The following is a 16,038-nucleotide window of genomic DNA, read 5'->3' on the forward strand; positions in this document are numbered from 1 at the left end:
GCTGGCGCTGTCGACTATCTGCTGGTGACCAGCAGTGGCAACGGCGATCGGCCGCCTAACGTGGCCGATCGCCCCAAGCACATATGGCGGCCGACCACTCCGTGGCGATCGTAAGGGTTGCATCCCGTCAAGCGGCGGTGCGGCGCGCCACCGTACCTCCGCTCGCCCGCCGTTCGGGCTGCGGCCTGGGGGCCGGTCCCCGCCCAGGTCACCTCCGACCCGGCCGCGTGCCCTCGCCGCGCGACGAGGCCCGGCCCTCAGCTCTCCCGGCTCCTGTAGGTGGCCCGCAGGTCGATCAGCTTCTCCCTGGCCACCTCGTCCAAGGCCCGGCGCTGATCCGGATCCTCCTCCCAGGTGGCCTCCGCGCACAGGACCCTGGCCGCCTCGTGCGGCTCGGCGTCGCGCACCACGTACCAGACGATGTCGCTGCAGCCGTGCCTGTCGTGGTCGCGGCGCAGGACCGTGACGATGCCGGAGACGAGGATCTGCCTGGTCCACGGGTTCCTGGCCAGAATCTGCCGATCCACTGTCAGCCCGTCGTCCATGAGCTCGCCGCCGAGCATGTCGTCCTCCCACCGCCACACGCGGCGGCTGACACCCGGTGGTACATACAGGGCGCCACGGCCTTCGACGGGCACGGAGAACGTCCGGGTGTCGCTGCGGCACAACTCCTTGGCGATGCGCTCGCCGTCGGCGTACTCGCGCAGCCGATCCTCGCCCAGGTCGCGCCCGGACGAGAAGCCCATACGCGCCTGCTCGGCGCAGTAGCGGTCGATCAGCGGATCCTTGAATCGGCCCGCACGCGCCCGCGGCGGGGTGCAGGAGGCCGGGGTGAGGTCCGCTCCGTCCTCGATGTCGACCCCGGCCGCGCGCAGCAACTCGTGAACGGTGACGCCCCTCTCCTCCGCCTTGCGGCGTAACATGCGCAGCCAGCCGTCGAAGGTGTCCAGGTCCGGGTCCGCGCGCAGCGACGCCCAGTCCGCCACTGCCGAGACCGGCACCGGCACCTCCCGCCGCGCCGGCGGTTGCACGAGCTGCTCGGGCTCGAGGTCGATCGAGTAGTAGAGAACCCCGCGCGCAATGTAGGAGAACGGCGCCGCGTGCGTGATTGGGTCGAAGACATCCCTGATCGGCCAGAACCTCAGCAGCCATGCCTCGTCGCACTCACCTGTGGCATGCCCGTCGCCTGGCTTGGGTTCACGCAGGTACATGTCCACGCCGTACTCGAAACGCGGCGGCCCGATCAGGAAGTCATGCCCCCTGTCGTCCATCATCGCGACGATCACGACCACACCGCTCTCCGCGACGAACGTCGTCGAACTGACCGGCGTCCACGAGGCGTCCGCGGGCCCCGGCTCGGCGTCCCAGGATTCCAGGCGCACGGCCGCGATGAAGTGGTAGATCTCGTCGGTGGGGGAACGCCACTCCGGCAGGTCGGTGCCGTCCAGCCCGAACGTGTTGTACTGAACGTAGACCTCGTCGTCGAGACTCCGCAGCAACTGTGCCATGTCAACGCCTTCGCCTTGTTGATGATCATCCCGGCTTGGCGGAGTATGGCCCACCGCACCGACATTCCGAGCCGCCCCGCCCCCCAGGTGGCCGAATGGGCAGGCCGCAGCGTTGACGTCCTGCTGCGCGTCCACGCCGAACGCACGGCGAGCCCATGCGCCGCATCTCTGACGCCACGCGATGAACCGGCATGGTCAGGAAAGCCGCCAACTCGGTGATGCCAGATCGCCCGCCTGCCGCGGACAGGTGGCACTCTTCGACTCGTGGCAAGCACGCATTGCCATTGCCCGGGATGCCGGGTGCTCGGATCGAGTTCCTCTCGCCGCCGCGTCGGTAAGAGACCGGCGATCACACGGGGCCGGTCAGGTGTGGAGGGAGCGGAGAAACCTCTCGATGAGTCGTTGGCTTTCCTGCGCGGGAGCGCCGGACCAGCGCAGTACGCCGTCGTTCGCCTTGAGCAGCAGCATGACGTCGTTCTCGTCAACGTCCTGGCGGAGGTCGCCGGCGGCCTTGGCCGCGTCGAGCAGTTGGCGAAGAGCTCTCCCGGCCTCGGCGCGGGAGTGGCTGACCGGGCTGTCCGGCGGGAAGTCGTAGAGGAACACCGCGGTGAAGGCCCGGTCCTCCAGTTGCAGGTGCATGAGGTGGTTGATGTGGTCGACCAGGCCCTGCCAGGGGTCGGAGTTGGTCAGCGCGGTGTGTACCGAGTCCTCGCATTCGGTCAGCCGGTCAGCGAAGACATAGGCCAGGAGGTCTTCTCGGGTCGGGAAGCGTCGGTAGAGCGTAGCGGTGCCCACACCCGCGCGCTTCGCGATCTCCTTCGTCGGCGCGTCGGCTCCGAGTTCGCGGAAGGCGGCGCGGGCTGCGCCGGCGATGCGGTCGCGGTTGCGTTCCGCGTCGGAGCGCAGGGTTCGGTGTGTTTCATCCTGATCGGTCATGCCACCAACTCGAACGGAAGTGGGCATGGGTGCCCACTTGTGCTACGGTCTCTAAGTGGGCACCCTAGCCCATTTCCGTCGTCGGTGCCTGTCCTGGCATTGAGGCGAAGGTTTCCGTTCGGATGAGAGGAAGACCGACGTGCGCGCGTTGATCACGACGAAGGACGGCTCAGTGGAGTTCGCCGAGGTGCCGGAGCCCAACCGCACGAGCAGCGAGCTCCTGGTGCAGGTGTCGGCATCGACCGTCAGCAGAGGGGATCTGAACAAGGTCCGGCTCTCCCCGCCCGGATCGCCCGTCGGGCTCGACGTCGTCGGCACCGTCATCGAGCCGGCCGCGGACGGCTCCGGCCCGAAGGCGGGGACGCGGGTGATGGGGTACACCGCCACGCGTTCCGGAGGGTGGGCCGAACGCGCCCTGGTCGACAGCTCCCTCGCCGTACCGATCCCCGATGCCCTCGCCGACGACATCGTCCGCCCCCTTCGCGACCACCCCGTCCAGGTCGATCGCGAAACCCTCACCCTCGGCTACGCCGGCGCGTACTCCAGCTTCCTCCGCCACGCCGAGACCGCCGCCGCCCACCACGACCTCGACGTCCGCACCATTCTCCTCGAGGTCGGCGCCCGCAACCTCGTAGGCGGCCAGGAAGACATGATCACCGACATCGCACTCGACCTCGCGGCACAACACTGAACCAGAACCGCACCGAACCAGCGAGCTGCGCCGAGCAGCGGGCAGCGGGTTCGGCGCGGCAGCTCGGTCATCTCGGCGAGCCGCCACAAGACGCCGACTGAGCTCCTTCCAACCTGGCGGCCCTGGTCACGGGGGAACACCGTCGGCCTGTCCGGCCGGGGGCACACCATTTCGGGAAACGCCGGTGACGGGCGCAGGCGTGTGCCTGCGCCCGTCGAGCGGCTAATTGACCGGGACCACGTGGCTGGCCTGCGACGACAGGAAGATGTCGTCGCCGGCCCACTTGACGGTGTAGGTGAATTGGCTGCCGCCTACGAGCGTGTCGGTGAAGCTGAACGATCCGTCATCGGCCAGAATCGCTGACTTCAGCCTGACTGGTGAACCGCCGTCCGTACGTTCGACCGTGAGCCGCGTGCCCGCCGGAGGCAGCTTGCCTCCGCCGTCCAGCGCACCGCGGAAGTTGAGCGTCTTGCCGAGAACGCCCTTCTTCGGTCCGGTCAGGGTCATCGACGTCTGCCGCTTGGCAACCGTGACGGTGGTGGAGGCGGAACTCCACCTGATCTCTGGGGTGCCGTCCCACACGGCCGTGTACGTGATGTCGCCGCCCCGCGGCGGGGTGTCCGTGATGGTGAACGTGCCGTCCGCCGTGGTGGTGTCTCCGACGGTCGTACTGGTGCCGTCGGGCAGTCGGCGGGTCACCACGACTGGTTGCGCGTCCGCGCGCACTCCGTCGGGCAGGGTGAGCCGGCCGGTGAGGGCGAGCGGTTCGAGGGCGGTTGCCGGACCGGAAGCGGTCAGCGTCAGGGAGGAGACCGGAAGAAGGGCGCCCTGCATGCGCCACAGGTGGAGGCTTCCGGTGCCCTGCCTCACCACACCCACGACATCAGTACCGGAGAACGCCAGGCTTCCAGGGATGATGAGTCCTGCGCTGTTGGCGTTCGAGTAGACCTTCTCCGCGGTGGCCGCGTCGTACAGGGCTGCCCGGGTGTCGCTGGCACCCGCCACGTGAACGCCGTCAGGACTGATCGCGACGGCATCCGGGTACCCGGGCGCGTCATAGGCGCGCACCCGTGTCAAGCTCGTGGTGTCCCAGCTCTCGAACTGGTCGTCGCCGTCATCCCACCTGCCGAACCCCGCGACGAGCGTCGAGCCGTCCGAGGTGATGGTGAGGTCGATGGGGCCGGCCAGATAGTGCGTTCTGCCGTCGACGGTCCCCCGTAGGGTCGCCGATGTGCCGTTCAGGTCGTACACGTACACGGTGGCCGGGGTCATGTTCCGCTCGGCGGTCACCAGCGTGTTGCTCGCCGCGGCGACCAGCGGGGCCTTGCCCAGCCCGTTGGCGCGGATCTGCACGGAGGCCGGCGCCTCGGCCGAGAGATCGAGGCTGAAGACGCCGCTGCCCGAACCGTCGCATCCGTACCCGACGAACAGCCGCGTTCCGGAGAGGGACACGTTCATCGGACAGGGATATGCCACGTCCAACCGGCGGGTGACAGCGAGGCTGTCGGTGTCGATCTCGGCCACCTGGTTCGAACCGCTCAGCGCCGCGTAGACGTGGTCGCCGTCGGCCGCCGCGGCCAGGCCCACCGGCGCTGACAGGCCTGTGATGGCGCCGGTGACCGTGCCCTCGGGGTTCGTGACCACGATCCGGTCCCGTCCAGACACGAAGATCTTGCCACCGGCCACGGCTATGTCACCGCCCGCTTCGTACACGCCGAGGCCCGTGGTGGCCAGGGCGATCCCGAGGGGTGTCGTACTGTCGGCGGCCGAGGCGGCGGACGCCTGCGCTACGGCCAGCCCGGCTGCCAGGACCAGGACTCCACCCGCGGCGGCCAGCCGGCGGATGGCGGGGGGCCGGCTCGATAACCTGGCGGACACACGCTGGAGGAACTGCATAGTTCTATCCACTTCGATCGATGATCTCGGGAGCCTGAAGATCAAGCCATAACGAAACAGGCATCGTCAACCTCAATTCCGAGCGGTCACGCCACTGACGGCCGGGGAGGCTCTGGACTCGCGGCGGCCTGAACGGTCGTCGGGACCGGTGGCGCGGAGGCGAATAGCTCAGTCTGGTGAGAGCGCAAGTTTCCCCGGCGACCCACTCGGCGAACCCTTTCACCCTCAGGCGGCTTGCGCAGCGCGGTGGTTCTGAAGGACGGCGATGGCCTTGCAGAGGTGGCCGGCTTTGGAAGGGCTACAGCGTAGTTTGCAGAGGATCTTCCAGCTCTCCAGCTGCGCGTTCGCCGGGGCCCGAAGCTCGCGCGGGCGCGGTTGGCCTGCTTCTGGGATTCGGGTTTGTGCTTGCCCTTGTACGGGATGAGGACCGGGGCTTTCGGCGCCCTGATATGCCTTGTCGGCGAGGGTGATGATGCCCGCGTTCTCCAGCGCGCGCAGGATGCCCCAGATACGGGCGGCACTCAGGTCATGTGCCTTGCCCGGCAGCGCGCCGGAGATCCACACAATCGTTCCGTCCGATGAGGCGATGACCTGCACGTTCATGCCGTGCACCCGATGCTTGCCGGAGAAGTAAGGCCGGTCGGCCTCAACCCGGTCGGTGCGGATCAGCGTGCCGTCCAGCACCAGGTAGTGCAGCCCGTCCCGCTTGGCCTTGCACAGCGCCTGTCCGAGCTTTGGCGAGCGCCGACAACAACGCCACCGTCTCCTCCACATACCGCCACGCGGTGGCCGTCGAGACGCCGAAACCGGCCCCGCGTTCGGCGTAGGTCTCACCTTTGCGCAGGTAGACGAGCACCAGCAGGGCCTGCTGGCCAGGGGTGAGCAGCCGCCGGACCGATCAGATCGCCTTACGGCGCCGCCGGATCACTCCTCAGGGTCTGACGCGACAAATCAACGACAGCACGATAGAACGACACCGGAAGCCCCTGTTTGCGACGGTGTGGGTTGAGGTGATCAACCCGTCTACCACCAGGACCTTCTTCACGTCATCGGCCGAACACCGGCATCGCGATCATGCTGTGACCAGAGCACCCGCCAGGGAGGCTGGAAAAGGGTTCACTGACGCCGACGCGCATACGACGCGAGCAGCCCGCGGTGGTCAGCTTGGGAACTGCAACAAGTCCCGGCCCACCGATCGCTCCCGGCCACTTACAGTCACCAGCCGCAGGCGGACGATCGTAAGTGCAGTATCAACTATCGACAGTTCTACAGCGCGTGACCGTTTCCGTTGAGAGGTGGCGTTCCACCTGCGGCAGGACTCTGTCGCGTCTCCAAGAGCACCATGATCATTGCACGAATATTGGACGGCGGCCGCTGCGGCTCGAACGCAGAAGCTGCGAGTGAAAGGGCCGGACCCTGCGGCCAGTCCTGATCGGTTCGGCATGTCCCGGTCAGGACGGGGCGGGCACATCGCGTTGTCAGCTGCTAATTTCCATGCGTAACCTTCGGGCCGGTAGACGGCGGTTGACAGGGGATCTTCGAGCCATGGCGGTTCCATCATCGGCGTCGAGGTTGGTGGCGCAGGCAGGACGTGAGCTGTTACGCCCGGCGGGACTGAAGCAACAGGGGCGGTCACGGCTATGGCTGGATGATCAGGATTGGTGGCTGGGCATGGTCGAGTTCGGCTCGCCCAGGTGGAGCCAAGGCAGCCGGCTCCGTGTCGGAGTGATGTGGCTGTGGGGTGCAACTCCCCATGCCAGATTCGATGTTCTGCATCCGGGCCGCGAGAGCACCGACCTTCTCAACGAGGCACAGTTCTCGCAGTCGATCAGGAGCCACTGTGGACTGGCGATAGATCGTGTCGAGGGCTATCGGCGAAAGTTTCGCGGTGTCGCCGCCGCGGCAGAGTTCCTTGCTTCCTCAATGCCGACCCGCCCGACTCCGTGGGATCAGTATCACGCTGGCGTCGCAGCTGCGCTGATCGGGGATGTTGTAGGCGCGCGAGCACATTTCGCAGATGTGCTCGACGAGAGTGCCGATGGCCTCCAATGGCTGGGCGACCTGCAGGACAAGATTCGTGCCCTCACGGAACTGATAGATGACCGCGAGGCATTCTGCGCTTGGGCCTCAGCGGTAGTAGCGGACACGCGGCGACAGCTCAAGCTCTGCCCCTTGACCAGGGGGGCTTTCGCACGAGAACAGAACGGTTCGCCTTCTGCCTGATCATCCCGGAGCCGGAGACCCCCGCAGGAGGCGTGGTTCTAGATATCCAAGTACGTGAGGCATGCAACACCAACGATGATCAGGCCGATCCCCAACAGAATGATTCCGAATACGTTGAGGGAGCCCCAGAACAGCCAGAGCCACGCGCCCGTGACTGCGAGCCCCGACAAGAGCCAGAGTCCAGCTCGGACTGAGCCGCCGTACTCACCTGAGACGATCAATGCCAAGGCCCCGAGAAGGATGTACAGGCCGATCCCCCAGAGCAGCAGCCGCCCGAAGTCCTGGTTGGAGCCGAATAGCTGTAGCCGTTCCACAAGGGTTGGAACGGCGACCGGGAGTTGCGCTTGCTCGGGGTTTGAAGGATCAGAAAGGTTCCCTTCGCCCCACGGGGCTCTCTCGTCCCAATTCAGGAAGGTCATCACGGCGACCATGAGAGCTGCGACGGTGGCTACTTCCGCGAGGATCGTTAACCGGCTGCGCATCCTGCCATCGTCTGTTGTTCGGAGCTGTCGTGTCCAGACGGTGAGTCGGATGCGCTGCGGTGGCGGGGCGCGAGGGTCGGCGGCTTCGATTGGTACGGCGGGAGCTGACGCGGGCCGGCCCGAGGCGCCGCCGTCCGGGCCCGGCCCCCAGGTCGCACGCCCGGACGGCGGGCGCAGGCGGGCCGGTACGGCGGCGCGCCGCGCCGCCGCTCGACCGCTTACACCGAGGTCTGGCAGGAAGCCCGCACCCTGGCTCTCAGCCCCGCCCAGGTCGCCTCACCGCTCGCCCGGCGACCGTACGACCTTCCGGCATGCGGCCGTCTCACTCTGGCTCAACGGCGGCGTACCGGCTCCGGAGGTGGCAACCCGTGCTGGCCACGGGGTGGACGTCCTGCTCCGCGTCTACGCCAAGTGCATCGACGGTCAGGAGAAGATCGTCAACCAGCGGGTAGCGGACGTACTGACCGCATGAGATCACGAACAGCACTCCTCGAAGGGCTCCGGCTTCCCCCGGGGCCTTTCGGCGTTACAGGGCCACATCATCCCGCGCACATCCCGGATCATGGGCGCCCACCTGGGGAAACGCCCCGTGATCCATCCCGCGTATATCCCGCGACCACCGACAAACAGCCGCTCACAGCGGCATCCGGCTGCATACCCCTGAAATGCAGAAGAGGCCCCGAAGGGCCTCTGAGCTGCGCTTACTGCGTGTGGCAGGTGCAAGGTTCGAACTTGCGTAGGCTGAGCCGACGGTTTTACAGTCCCGTCGCGACAACGCACCGACCTGGGCTTTTTCCCCATCCTTATGGAGCTTGGCCGGGGCCAAGCCGTTGAGCCCTTCTCTGGCCGAGATCATGCCGCCCCCAGCAACCGAGTGACCCACAACGAAGTCCGCGTCCGGTCCTCTTGTGCGCATCAGACCCAATCGAGGGTTCCACCACATGCCTTACCTTCGTGTTGCACAATGCTCTGGCATACCGCGATGGGGAAGGGTTCCCCGCACCCAATCAATGCCAGAAGCGCAGAGGGCTATATGCACCAGATCGGCCTGTACTATCCCTACTTCCATGTTCGCAACGACACATGGCTCAAAGCTGCGGCACTGTACCTGCCACAGGTTGCTCGGGTACGGCCGCCAAGATATCCGGTCACCGACTCACCGACCGCCGCAGCCCTGCGCGACGAACTCGACTTCCTCCGCGATGTCGACCCAGGCCCGCAGGCCACAGCTGCCGCGAGAGAGTTCGAAACGCTGGTAGCTCAAGAGGCTCAGATCCTTCAGGTGCAATACAGACTTTCCTCTATCCCAGAGGGAAGCGAGGATTCCTGGCTCCTGGATAAGACCCGTTTCGCGTGGATCCATACCTCGCAATTGGGACTTCTCGAGTCTGCCGGTACCTCTCCGTTCGTTGACCGTCTTTGCGGGCTGGGACTCGCGACAAGCAGACGATTCGACCCTCTGACCGGACTCCGCGACGACTGGCAGTGGATCGGCATGCATCCGGACCTGGTCGCCATCTACTCCTGCGCGCTTGCCAGCCGGATCGCACGGGCCAACGCTCTAACTCCCGTAACCGACGATCCTCGAATGTTTGCTCTGCCCAGCGATGGCACGGTGGACGATCTAAGTACCGCGCTCTTGCACCCGACCAGTCCCTCGCCTCCGCCGCCTGCGAGCGACCGGCCAGCGGTGCTTTACGCGTGCGCAGCCGTAAATAGCGTTGTGCCTGCGGGCATCGAGCATGTCCCTGTCGAAAAGATTGTCCGAGCACGGCGAACCCTTTCCGACGAGTTCGATGCATTCCGGACACACATCGAAGCGTTGAACGAAGAGTTCACTCTCCTCGCGGGCATCGAGGATCGAGGCATCCTCAATGACAGGATGGCGTCCATGGTCGAGCGCAATTTGACGAAATCTGTTCGGGAACTCGAACGCGGGTTGCGGTCGCTCGGTATGGAGCCCATCCGCGCCGTGTTCGGTCTAAAGACGCTAGAACTGCCCCCGATCGCGGCGCTCGCGGCCCCCTCCCTAGAAGTCTCTCCAGTCGTCGGGGCTGGTGGTGCAATCGTCATCCAACTGCTGGCCTCCGTGCGAGCGGCACGGCGTGCAGCGGCCGAACAACGCAGTAGCGCGGCCGGCTACTTGCTCGGTCTCCAGCGCGAGTTGGATCCGGTTGGTGCCATTACACGCGTGCGACGCACGCTGCTCGGCAAGCCGTGACGACCTACCATTCGCCCAGATGAGGTGGTCGCACGGACCGACGCGCGCGACCCCGAACCGCGTCCGGCGGAAACAGCCCCGGAATCGCCCCCTCCGACGCGGACGCCATCACGGTCGCTCAAAAGAGCCCTGCCTGGCCACCGCGCTGCAAACCGGGCTGGCCGCGAGGCGTACGCGCTGGCCCTTGTCGGTGACCTGGCCCGCGACCGATCGTGCACCTCGGCGACACCCGTGACGACGCCGCGGGTGAGGCGTTCGACAAGGTCGCGCGTGCTTCAACTCCGCCAGCAAGGACCTGTTCTATGGCAAGGCCGGCGACCTGACCGGCGACGACCGAGAACACGCCGAGGTCTCCGCGCTGGCGTTGCACCTGGCCGCCACGGCGATCGTCTACCTGAACACGGTGATGATCCAGATCGTGCTGCGCGATCCAGCCTGGCACAAGCGGCTCAGTCTGGCCGACCGGCGGGGCCTGTCGGCCCAGTACTGGACGCACCTGAACCTCTCAGGCTAATAGGCCAGAACGCGAGACGATGCGCGCGCGGAGCGGCAGGCCCGCGGCGAGCCCAACGACCACGACTTGTGGGACGACGCCTGAGGGGCGCAGACCGAGTAACGCCGAAGGGGTCAGCCTCTTGGTCACGGCGGGTGTGCGCCCGAGGATTACGGCTCGAACATCAGTGGGCGCAGTGCTGCCAGTACCTCGGTCAGGGCTCGGCCGACGGACCGCCGTCCGAGCCCTGAGCTGCGCACCGCGCCGTGAGGCCGTCAGGCCGTCCTGGTGGCGGGCACAGTGCCGGGCTCGCCGTCAGACCACTCAACTATGCTGTAGGCGAAGTGGCGGCCGTAGTGGCCGGGATATCCCACGCACTGCCACCACGACCCGAGATACTTCCTCTCCTCTGACCGCGTGGCGTCCCATGCCAGTCTCAGCGCGTTGCAGTTCTCGTCGTTGCTTTCCGCGAGAATCGACTGCGTCGCGAAGAGGCCTATAGCGCCCAGGGCAGCGTAGGCGACTGCGATGACCACCGTCTCATCCACCTCCCAATTTTGGGTTTGTTCGGAGGCAGTCTTCTTGACGTGGTTATTCTCGTCTTCAGTCAGGTAGCGCAGGGGCGGGGGAAGCGGGACCGGCGTGGGGGCCTGGTTCTCGGTCATGTGATCACCATGGCATAGGGGTGTTGCCACGTCACCATGGCCGCTTCGCGGACGGCGCCCTTCCCCCGGTCTCCTGCGTCGTACCTCGCTGGTCTGCCGCAGCGGGGTTCAGAACCACGGCTCGATGCACGCGCGGAACGGTTGCCTCTACAGGTCCTCGGACTGCCTGCCCGACGGAAAACCCTAGGCCACAGCCGAACCCCAAGGTTCCGGTGAACGCGAGTGACAGCCACAGACCTCGTCATCTCCGCCTGGGCGCGGATGGCGTTCCACGGAGGAAGGCGGACGGTGGAAGGCTGTTCATCGATCCCCCTGCGAGCAGGCACTGACAGTCAGTTGACGATCACGATCGGCCACTAGTTCGCTCAGATGCTCCGCAGGAGCGCCCCGTCCGCAAGCGCTGATCCAAACCAGACCAGCAATCCGCAGAATCCTTCCTTGAAGGAGAGAACACAGGCCCGCCACCCAGTCAGGCCGCACCTCTACATGCGCCAGCCTGATCCGCAGATTGCTGCAGTATTCCGCAGAACCAGCCGGCGCTACTCGCCGTCCTCAGGACCACGGACAACCAACTCGATACGGTCGCCGCGGAGCACTCGCCGATGCTTGCGAGGGCCGGGAACGATCTCGAAGACCGCCACTCCATCAGGCATCCCACCGAACTCGCGCAACTCCCCCGACGTGGCCAGATCCCGCCGTTCGTCCGGAGTCGGCATGCGGCCGATCACACGAGCTCCGACCGGCACGTCATACGGCTCCCGCGCCGGCTCAACAGCCACCATGGAGCCTCGCTTGCGACCCGTCGTGATCCGCCCCTCGGCCTGCAGATAGGCCAGCGTTCCCGCACATCCAACCGCCTCGACCACCACCCCGCCGAACGGCGGACTACTTCTGGTGCAGGCTCTCGATTTCGGCGGCCAGCACGGCCATGTCGCGCACGTGCGTGTAGTACTTGGTCGCGTACTCATCGTCGATCGCCGGGAGGACCCTCTCGAACACCGACGTCAGCCGCGTCAGGCCTGCATGATGCTGATCGCTGAGCGGACCCTTGAGGACGCCTGCGGCGTAGCCGTAGACGTCTGCGTCGAGCATCACCATGCCCTGGTCCTCGATGTCCAGGCCGTGGAAGCCTGGTGGGAACGGCATGGCCATGTGCTCGGCCATCATCTGCGAGAGCCCGTCGAGCTTCTCTTCGAACATGCGCATGCGGGAGATCTTGCCAGGGCACGCGGGCGTCCCCAAGTGCGGTTCGGGTCAGTGGATCGGACGTCCTGGCACCCAAACGCGATGCCCCAACCCGGTGAACCTACATAGTCAGAGCACTAGCTACCGACCGCCACAGGATAAGAGCCTTGCCGCCCGTCCCACCGTCCTGAGTGACGTCCCTCGGGTGGTGTCGCCCCAAGGTTGTGCAGTGAGCCCGAGACACGGACGAGCCAGCAGGTGACGATCAGTGAGTACCCGCTCTCCGGCTCCAGGATGCGGGCAGGGGAACCTGCTGAAGATCCGTTGGTGGCACTTGAGCGCGACCTGGTCTTCTCAGTCGTCATCCTCAGTGAGTGATCGTGTCTCCCAACTCAGCGAGACGCCAGGTAGATCACCGCGCTGCGGTCTTGGGACGGCTCATGCACCGAAACCTGGCCGCGTATTGGCCGTGAGAGGCCGTAGAACACCGATGATCGCCGTAGATGGCCGGACACAACGCGAGAGGCCCGTCACCGCGTTTCCGCTGGTGACGGGCCTCTTCCCGCTGGTGTGGCAGGTGCAAGGTTCGAACTTGCGTAGGCTGAGCCGACGGTTTTACAGACCGCTCCCTTTGGCCACTCGGGCAACCTGCCTTGTCATCCGCTCTCGCGGCGACAGATAGAAGGATAGCGGACTTCCGAGGTGTGCGTGACCACGGTTGGACGCGCGCCGGATCTCCGTTTGGTACCGCGCCGAAACGGGTGGAGGGGAGGGCTGGGATCTGGACGGTTCTCCGTACGGGGAGCGGTGTCCTGCGCGGCGGGCCGATGCTGGCTAGGCTCGTGCGCTGGGTCCACGCGTTTCGCGTACGCCGGGGAAGCAGGATCCGGGTAGTGCTTTCGCCGCTGAGAGGATGGGTGTTTTGGCCGATTCGTCTTTCGACATCGTGAGCAAGATCGACCGTCAGGAGGTCGACAACGCTCTGAACCAGACGGTCAAGGAGATCGGGCACCGCTTCGACTTCAAGGGTACGGGGGCCGCGATCAGCTGGTCAGGGCAGGACAACATCGAAATCAAGGCGAACAGCGAGGAGCGGGCGAATGCCGCTCTCGACGTGTTCAAGGAGAAGGTGGTCAAGCGGGGCCTCTCGCTGAAGATCCTCGACGCGGGTGAGCCCAAGCTGTCAGGCAAGGAGTACCGCATGCTGGTCACCCTGAAGGAGGGCATCGACCAGGAGAACGCGAAGAAGATCTCCAAGCTGATCCGCGACGAAGGGCCGAAGGGGATCAAGGCGCAGATTCAGGGCGAGGAGCTTCGGGTCAGTTCGAAGAAGAAGGATGACCTTCAGGAGGTCATTTCCCTTCTGAAGGGCAAGGATCTGGACATTGCCCTCCAGTTCGTGAACTACCGCTAGCAGGGGTCCACTTCAGACCTCTGACCTGGCGTTTCAGCGTTACGCAGAGCTCGGAGGGCACATCCGGGGCACACGGTCGAGCGCGCTGTCCATGAGGGCGCGTGTCTTCTCCTGTGCCTCGGGCCGTCCCCACATGTATGTGTTGAGCGTGATCCTGGGTGTGGGTGACTGAGCGCGAGTTGCGCAGCCTTTGCCGAGGTGCCCTTGTGGATCAGCTGCACTGTGGGCGGTGCAGGTCAGCCCGAGGCAGGATGCCCGCCGTGCGGCTGCTGGCGCCCATGTGCGTTCTCATCTGTCGATCATCGGGGTGCCACCCGTCTTTCAGGGGCGGTATGTCATGGCTTGATCGTAAGCTGGGTAAACGTGACGAAGATCCCCCTGCGCCGATTTACCGCGCGTGCCCTGCCCATTGATGATCAAGATCGAGTCCTCCTGCTCTACGGCTTCGATCCGGCCAGACCGGATGAGCCGTTCTGGTTCACGATCGGTGGGGCGACGGAGGACGGCGAGACATTGCAGGAGGCGGCGGCGCGGGAGTTGTTCGAGGAGGTCGGGATCCGGGCGGACGCGGACGAGCTCAGCGGCCCGCACGGGAGCAGTGTGATCGAGTTCAATTACGCCGAGTACGCCGTCACGCAGGATCAGACGTTCTTCGCGCTCCGGGTGGGCGCCGATGCGGTCGTGTCGTTCGAACACATGGAGCAGCTCGAGAAGGACACGACGATGGATTACCGGTGGTGGAGCGCGGAGGAGCTCGAGAGCACCGAGGAGGCCGTCTTTCCCAAGAATCTCGCGTCCATCCTGCGCGAGATCACCGCGGGCGATGGATCGGCCGGGGTCACTGAGGGCGGAGGATCCGTGTAGCGCCGGCGATCAGCGCCGTCGCCAGGATCCAGCCGGAGACGATCAGTCCGTACGCCAGCCACTGCGTCCACCCCGCCGGGTCGAACAGCTCTCGTTGCCCGAATGCGGGGATCGGGAGCAGGAGGTCGAAGGTGTAGGCGAAGGGGTGGAAATCGGGGCTCTCGGAGGGTTTGAGAGCTCTCGGGGGGTTGATGGTGAAGACGACCGTCCCGAGGGCCAGCAGGAGGGCGAACCACATGCCCGCCAGCCAGGGGCGGTAGCCGTACCCGACCGCGACGTCGAGCAGCCGCCCCCACGCCCGGCTTCCGAGCCCCTGCGTCTGGCGGCGGGCGCGGAGTTTGGCGAGTTGGGTGCGCCGGGCGAGCGCGTCGTTGCCGTCGCTGAGGAACCAGGCCGCGAGCTGCTCGTACGGCTGCGGCCTGAACCCCTCCGGATCCCGGATCACCCAGTCGATTCGCCGGGTTACGCCGGAGCCGCGCAGGCGGTCGTAGGTCAGGCCGTTCAGGCGGAGTTTTTCGGGCCAGGTGTCCGGATCGTCATGCAGTGTGCTGACAGTGGTGTGTGCGAGGGTGACGATGCCTTCGATGGGCTTCGCGGGCTTCAGGTACAGCTCGCGGAGCTCCATGTGGCTTGCCTGGAGGGCGTAGCGGGTGTCGGGGCTCCGGATGATCCCGTCGAGCAAGAGTGTCCCGTTGATACGCGCTCCGCGTAAGCGTACGCAGCCCAATGCCAGGAATCCGCGGGTGCAGCGCATGACGTCCTCGACGACCATGTTGTCGGCGGTGAGGGCTTGTTTGCCGGGATTGCGGAGGGTTGCGCCGTCCAGGAAGAGTCCGCCGTTCAGGCGGGCGCCGACCAGGCCGATTCCGCCGGAAAAGTCGGCGTTGCTCATGTACGTGCCGGAGTCCACGACGACGGCGTTCGCGTAGAGCGCCCATCCCTCGTCGTCGTCGGCCGTCAGCTTGGTGCCGCCCAGCCACAGCCCGCTCTCGAACTGGGCCCGGTTCAGGCGTACGGTGCCGGTGATGTTCGAGCCGGACAGGCTGAGGTGCCCGGCCACCCGCATGCCGCCGCCGCTGAGGCCCGGGAGGCGGCAGTCCGTCAGGCGTACGGTGCGGGTGGTGGAGTCGGTAAGGCGGATGGGTTCATCCAGATGGCAGCCGATCAGGCCGAGTTCGTACGGGATCGTGCCGCCGATGATCGTGAGCCGGCCGGTGATCCGCGCGCCGCGCAGACGTACGGCCGGGACCGAACCGGTGCCCGTGTCGCGGGCGCCGAGGAGCAACTGGGCGATCACTTCGGCTCTGATCGAGCGTTCGGGCCCCCAGGTGTGGCCGTCCGTGGGGGCGTTCGCGCCGGCCGTGCGGGGCGGACCGATCTCGAACGACCCCAGTTCGACCGTTTGTCCGGTGGGGAACGCGTTCCAGAGCCTCCGCTCCGCCTTGGTTAATCGGCGCATG

Annotated in this window: 12 protein-coding genes, 1 tRNA gene and 3 pseudogenes; 7 read left to right on the top strand and 9 right to left on the bottom strand. The window is 66.1% G+C overall.

The window, feature by feature from the left end; translation table 11 throughout:
• Window positions 1–257: 257 nt before the first annotated feature.
• Both ABZS69_RS41910 and ABZS69_RS41915 read right to left on the bottom strand, forming a co-directional pair.
• Window positions 258–1,508, bottom strand: a complete 1,251-nt coding sequence (locus ABZS69_RS41910) for a hypothetical protein (protein WP_355382236.1) — start codon at window positions 1,506–1,508, stop codon at window positions 258–260.
• Window positions 1,509–1,871: 363 nt separating this feature from the next.
• The gene (locus tag ABZS69_RS41915; protein WP_355382238.1) at window positions 1,872–2,444 is read right to left on the bottom strand and encodes a helix-turn-helix domain-containing protein; all 573 of its coding nucleotides are present in this window, start codon (window positions 2,442–2,444) and stop codon (window positions 1,872–1,874) included.
• A 139-nt stretch (window positions 2,445–2,583) separates the two neighbouring features.
• Here ABZS69_RS41915 and ABZS69_RS41920 point away from each other — a divergent pair, with 139 nt between their 5' ends.
• Window positions 2,584–3,135, top strand: coding sequence for a hypothetical protein (locus ABZS69_RS41920; protein WP_355382241.1), 552 nt, complete (start codon window positions 2,584–2,586; stop codon window positions 3,133–3,135).
• 222 nt (window positions 3,136–3,357) lie between these two features.
• Here the strand turns inward: ABZS69_RS41920 and ABZS69_RS41925 are convergent, their stop codons facing one another.
• Window positions 3,358–5,013 (bottom strand): hypothetical protein, encoded by a 1,656-nt coding sequence (locus ABZS69_RS41925; RefSeq protein ID WP_355382244.1) that lies wholly within the window; start codon window positions 5,011–5,013, stop codon window positions 3,358–3,360.
• A 243-nt stretch (window positions 5,014–5,256) separates the two neighbouring features.
• Window positions 5,257–6,008 (bottom strand): annotated as a pseudogene (locus ABZS69_RS41930) (transposase family protein).
• Between the two features lie 568 nt (window positions 6,009–6,576).
• Here ABZS69_RS41930 and ABZS69_RS41935 point away from each other — a divergent pair.
• Window positions 6,577–7,254 (top strand): hypothetical protein, encoded by a 678-nt coding sequence (locus tag ABZS69_RS41935; RefSeq protein WP_355382247.1) that lies wholly within the window; start codon window positions 6,577–6,579, stop codon window positions 7,252–7,254.
• 38 nt (window positions 7,255–7,292) lie between these two features.
• Here ABZS69_RS41935 and ABZS69_RS41940 read toward each other — a convergent pair whose 3' ends face one another.
• Complete coding sequence (locus ABZS69_RS41940; RefSeq protein ID WP_355382250.1) at window positions 7,293–7,736, bottom strand: hypothetical protein; 444 nt, start codon at window positions 7,734–7,736, stop codon at window positions 7,293–7,295.
• Window positions 7,737–7,949: 213 nt separating this feature from the next.
• On the opposite strand from ABZS69_RS41940, the pseudogene ABZS69_RS41945 reads away from it, so the two are divergent.
• The 3 genes and pseudogenes from ABZS69_RS41945 to ABZS69_RS41955 all read left to right on the top strand — a co-directional run.
• Window positions 7,950–8,208: pseudogene (locus ABZS69_RS41945) on the top strand (site-specific integrase); the annotation flags it as partial.
• 561 nt (window positions 8,209–8,769) lie between these two features.
• On the top strand, window positions 8,770–9,957 hold the full coding sequence (locus ABZS69_RS41950; protein WP_355382253.1) for a DUF6236 family protein: 1,188 nt from the start codon (window positions 8,770–8,772) through the stop codon (window positions 9,955–9,957).
• Between the two features lie 286 nt (window positions 9,958–10,243).
• Window positions 10,244–10,471 (top strand): annotated as a pseudogene (locus tag ABZS69_RS41955) (Tn3 family transposase); the annotation flags it as partial.
• A 254-nt stretch (window positions 10,472–10,725) separates the two neighbouring features.
• Here ABZS69_RS41955 and ABZS69_RS41960 read toward each other — a convergent pair.
• The 3 genes from ABZS69_RS41960 to ABZS69_RS41970 all read right to left on the bottom strand — a co-directional run bounded on the left by ABZS69_RS41960 (window position 10,726) and on the right by ABZS69_RS41970 (window position 12,953).
• Window positions 10,726–11,115 (bottom strand): hypothetical protein, encoded by a 390-nt coding sequence (locus ABZS69_RS41960; RefSeq protein WP_355382256.1) that lies wholly within the window; start codon window positions 11,113–11,115, stop codon window positions 10,726–10,728.
• Between the two features lie 885 nt (window positions 11,116–12,000).
• Window positions 12,001–12,321, bottom strand: a complete 321-nt coding sequence (locus ABZS69_RS41965; RefSeq protein WP_355382259.1) for a hypothetical protein — start codon at window positions 12,319–12,321, stop codon at window positions 12,001–12,003.
• Window positions 12,322–12,871: 550 nt separating this feature from the next.
• A tRNA-Tyr gene (locus tag ABZS69_RS41970) sits at window positions 12,872–12,953 on the bottom strand.
• 260 nt (window positions 12,954–13,213) lie between these two features.
• Here ABZS69_RS41970 and ABZS69_RS41975 point away from each other — a divergent pair.
• Both ABZS69_RS41975 and ABZS69_RS41980 read left to right on the top strand, forming a co-directional pair.
• Complete coding sequence (locus ABZS69_RS41975) at window positions 13,214–13,714, top strand: YajQ family cyclic di-GMP-binding protein (RefSeq protein ID WP_355382262.1); 501 nt, start codon at window positions 13,214–13,216, stop codon at window positions 13,712–13,714.
• Between the two features lie 342 nt (window positions 13,715–14,056).
• Window positions 14,057–14,578, top strand: coding sequence for an NUDIX domain-containing protein (locus tag ABZS69_RS41980; RefSeq protein WP_355382265.1), 522 nt, complete (start codon window positions 14,057–14,059; stop codon window positions 14,576–14,578).
• On the opposite strand, the gene ABZS69_RS41985 is transcribed toward ABZS69_RS41980, so the two are convergent.
• Entirely contained in the window at window positions 14,553–16,037 is a 1,485-nt protein-coding gene (locus tag ABZS69_RS41985; RefSeq protein ID WP_355382268.1) for a hypothetical protein, read from the bottom strand. The two genes, ABZS69_RS41980 and ABZS69_RS41985, sit on opposite strands and share 26 nt — an antisense overlap.
• Window position 16,038: the final 1 nt, after the last annotated feature.

Source organism: Nonomuraea sp. NPDC005650 (genome assembly GCF_040605375.1).
Lineage (GTDB): Bacteria > Actinomycetota > Actinomycetes > Streptosporangiales > Streptosporangiaceae > Nonomuraea.

Coding starts and splice junctions, on each gene's coding strand:
- ABZS69_RS41915 (WP_355382238.1), bottom strand. CDS start 2,444: ATGACCGATCAGGATGAAACACACCGAACCCTGCGCTCCGACGCGGAA.
- ABZS69_RS41960 (WP_355382256.1), bottom strand. CDS start 11,115: ATGACCGAGAACCAGGCCCCCACGCCGGTCCCGCTTCCCCCGCCCCTG.
- ABZS69_RS41975 (WP_355382262.1), top strand. CDS start 13,214: ATGGGTGTTTTGGCCGATTCGTCTTTCGACATCGTGAGCAAGATCGAC.
- ABZS69_RS41935 (WP_355382247.1), top strand. CDS start 6,577: ATGGCGGTTCCATCATCGGCGTCGAGGTTGGTGGCGCAGGCAGGACGT.
- ABZS69_RS41950 (WP_355382253.1), top strand. CDS start 8,770: ATGCACCAGATCGGCCTGTACTATCCCTACTTCCATGTTCGCAACGAC.
- ABZS69_RS41910 (WP_355382236.1), bottom strand. CDS start 1,508: ATGGCACAGTTGCTGCGGAGTCTCGACGACGAGGTCTACGTTCAGTAC.
- ABZS69_RS41965 (WP_355382259.1), bottom strand. CDS start 12,321: ATGCGCATGTTCGAAGAGAAGCTCGACGGGCTCTCGCAGATGATGGCC.
- ABZS69_RS41940 (WP_355382250.1), bottom strand. CDS start 7,736: ATGCGCAGCCGGTTAACGATCCTCGCGGAAGTAGCCACCGTCGCAGCT.
- ABZS69_RS41985 (WP_355382268.1), bottom strand. CDS start 16,037: ATGCGCCGATTAACCAAGGCGGAGCGGAGGCTCTGGAACGCGTTCCCC.